The 3,069-nt window shown below is 73.5% G+C and carries 2 protein-coding genes; both read left to right on the forward strand.

All coding sequences use genetic code 11. The features are described from left to right. The first annotated feature begins 162 nt into the window (after positions 1-162). The gene (gene nuoF, locus HGA02_RS14705; RefSeq protein ID WP_168679748.1) at positions 163-1,503 is read left to right on the forward strand and encodes an NADH-quinone oxidoreductase subunit NuoF; all 1,341 of its coding nucleotides are present in this window, start codon (positions 163-165) and stop codon (positions 1,501-1,503) included. After that, positions 1,500-3,069 (forward strand): NADH-quinone oxidoreductase subunit G (locus HGA02_RS14710; RefSeq protein ID WP_168679750.1); only part of this gene is annotated, 1,570 nt, incomplete at its 3' end. The genes nuoF and HGA02_RS14710, both read left to right, overlap by 4 nt.

The raw sequence follows: 3,069 nt of genomic DNA on the forward strand, positions 1-3,069 counted from the left end.
CGCGGGCGAGCGACCCGCGTCCGCGGCCGAGCCCACGCCGGCCGGTACGCCCGCGCCGGGCGCCGAGCAGTCGAGCGCCGAGCGTCCCGCGGTGGGCGAGCGTGACGTCTCGCCCGAGCAGGAGCAGCGCAAGCAGTCCTCCGACGACGCGAAGGAGTCGTGATGGCGACGACCCTGGCCCCGGTCCTGACGGACACCTGGGACGCGGACCGGTCCTGGACCCTGGCCGCCTACGAGGACGCGGGCGGCTACCGCGGCCTGCGCCGCGCGCTCGGCATGCAGGCGGCGGACGTCGTGACGATGGTCAAGGACTCCGGTCTGCGCGGCCGTGGCGGTGCGGGCTTCCCGACCGGCATGAAGTGGGGCTTCCTGCCCGCACCCGACGGCGGACCGCGCTACCTCGTGGTCAACGCGGACGAGTCCGAGCCCGGGACCTGCAAGGACATCCCGCTCATGATGGCCAGCCCGCAGCACCTCATCGAGGGCATGATCATCACGAGCTACGCGATCGGCTGCCACCACGCGTTCCTCTACGTGCGCGGCGAGGTCCTGCACGTCTACCGGCGGCTGCTCCGCGCGATCGAGGAGGCCCGCGCCGCGGGCTACCTCGGCACGAACATCCTCGGCTCGGGGTTCGACCTGGAGATCACGCTGCACTCCGGTGCGGGCGCGTACATCTGCGGCGAGGAGACCGCGCTGCTCGACTCGCTCGAGGGCCTGCGCGGCCAGCCGCGCCTCAAGCCGCCGTTCCCCGCGGTCGCGGGCCTGTACGCACGCCCGACGGTCGTGAACAACGTCGAGTCGATCGCGTCGGTGCCGGGCATCGTGCGCGGCGGCGCGGACTGGTTCAAGGGCATGGGCACCGAGCGGTCGACGGGCCACGGCCTGTTCAGCCTGTCGGGCCACGTCACGCGGCCAGGGCAGTACGAGGCGCCGCTCGGCATCACGCTGCGCGAGCTGCTCGACATGGCGGGCGGCATCCGCGAGGGCCACCAGCTGAAGTTCTGGACGCCCGGCGGGTCGTCGACGCCGATCTTCACGGCCGAGCACCTCGACGTGCCCCTCGACTACGAGTCGGTCGGCGCCGCGGGGTCGATGCTCGGCACGCGCGCGCTGCAGATCTTCGACGAGACGACGTCGGTCGTCCGCGCGGTGACGCGCTGGACCGAGTTCTACAAGCACGAGTCGTGCGGCAAGTGCACCCCGTGCCGCGAGGGCACGTACTGGCTGGTCCAGGTGCTCAAGCGCATCGAGGGCGGCCAGGGCACGCACGCGGACGTCGACCTGCTGCTCGACCTGTGCGACAACATCCTCGGCCGCGCGTTCTGCGCGCTCGGCGACGGCGCGACGAGCCCCATCACGTCGGCCGTGCAGTACTTCCGGGAGGAGTTCGAGGCCGGCACGCACACGCCCGCCGACGTCCTCTTCCCGCCCGAGCACAGCTCGCTGTTCACCTACGCCCCCCGGCGCGGCCGGGCGGCCCTCGCGGGGGTGCACGCATGACCATCACGTCCTCCGGCCCGACGACGGCGACCCCGCTCGTCCCGGCCGCACCGGCGCCCGCCGCGCCCGAGCCGACGGACACGGTGACGTTCGAGATCGACGGGCTCGAGACGACCGTCCCGAAGGGCACGCTCGTCATCCGCGCCGCCGAGCAGGTCGGCATCCAGATCCCGCGGTTCTGCGACCACCCGCTGCTCGCGCCGGCGGGCGCGTGCCGTCAGTGCCTCGTCGAGGTCTGGGCACCGGGCCGCGACGGCAACCTCGCGAAGATGCCGAAGCCGCAGGCGTCGTGCACGCTCGAGGCCACACCCGGCATGCAGGTCAAGACGCAGCACACGTCGGCCGAGGCCGACAAGGCGCAGCACGGCGTCATGGAGCTGCTGCTCGTCAACCACCCGCTCGACTGCCCGGTGTGCGACAAGGGCGGCGAGTGCCCGCTGCAGAACCAGGCGATGTCGAACGGCCGCGCGACGACGCGCTTCGTCGACGTCAAGCGCACGTTCCCCAAGCCGATCGCGATCTCGACGCAGATCCTGCTCGACCGTGAGCGCTGCGTCCTGTGCCAGCGCTGCACGCGGTTCTCGGAGGAGATCGCGGGCGACGTGTGGATCGACCTGCAGAAGCGCGGCGCGCAGCAGCAGATCGGCACGTTCGACACCGACGTCCTCGGGTTCGCGGGCGACACCCCGGTGGGCGCCTCGACGCAGGACACGTCGGGCCGTCCGTTCGCGTCGTACTTCTCGGGCAACACCGTGCAGATCTGCCCGGTGGGCGCCCTGACGAGCGCGGCGTACCGGTTCCGGTCGCGCCCGTTCGACCTCGTCTCGACGCCGGGCGTCGCGGAGCACGACTCCCAGGGCTCGGCGATCCGCGTGGACCACCGCCGCGGCGTCGTGCTGCGGCGCCTCGCGGGCGACGACCCGGTCGTCAACCAGGAGTGGATCACCGACAAGGACCGCTTCGCGTTCACGTGGCAGTCCGCGCCGGACCGCATCACGACCCCGCTCGTCCGCAACGCGGCCGGTGAGCTCGAGCCCGCGTCGTGGATCGAGGCGCTCGACGTCGCGGCCGCGGGCCTGCGCGCGGCGCAGACGCCGTCCGACCCGCGCGAGACGGCGGTCGGTCTCGCCGCCCTCCCGGGCGGGCGCCTCACGCTCGAGGACGCCTACGCGTGGTCGAAGTTCGCGCGCGTCGCGCTCGGCACGAACGACGTCGACGGCCGCGCGCGCCCGCACTCCGCGGAGGAGGAGGCCTTCCTCGGCCACCACGTCGCGGGTCGCACGCTCGAGGTCACGTTCGGCGACCTCGTCGCCGCGCCGGCCGTGCTGCTCGTCGGCCTCGAGCTCGAGGAGGAGGCCGGCGTCGCGTTCCTCCGGGTGCGCGAGCAGGTCGTCAAGAAGCGCACGCGCGTCCTGTCGGTCGCCCCGCTCGCGAGCCGCGGGCTCGAGCGGCTCTCCGGCACGCTGCTGGCGGCGGCGCCGGGCACCGAGGCGGAGGTGCTCGACGGGATCGTCGCCGGCGCCGACGACGTCCTCGGTGACGCCGCGGCCGCGCTGGCCGCCGAGG

Source organism: Cellulomonas septica, from assembly GCF_012396155.1.
Classification (GTDB): domain Bacteria; phylum Actinomycetota; class Actinomycetes; order Actinomycetales; family Cellulomonadaceae; genus Cellulomonas; species Cellulomonas septica.

Bases quoted from the DNA above. Each gene is read 5' to 3' on its own strand.
- nuoF (WP_168679748.1), top strand. From the start codon at position 163: ATGGCGACGACCCTGGCCCCGGTCCTGACGGACACCTGGGACGCGGAC.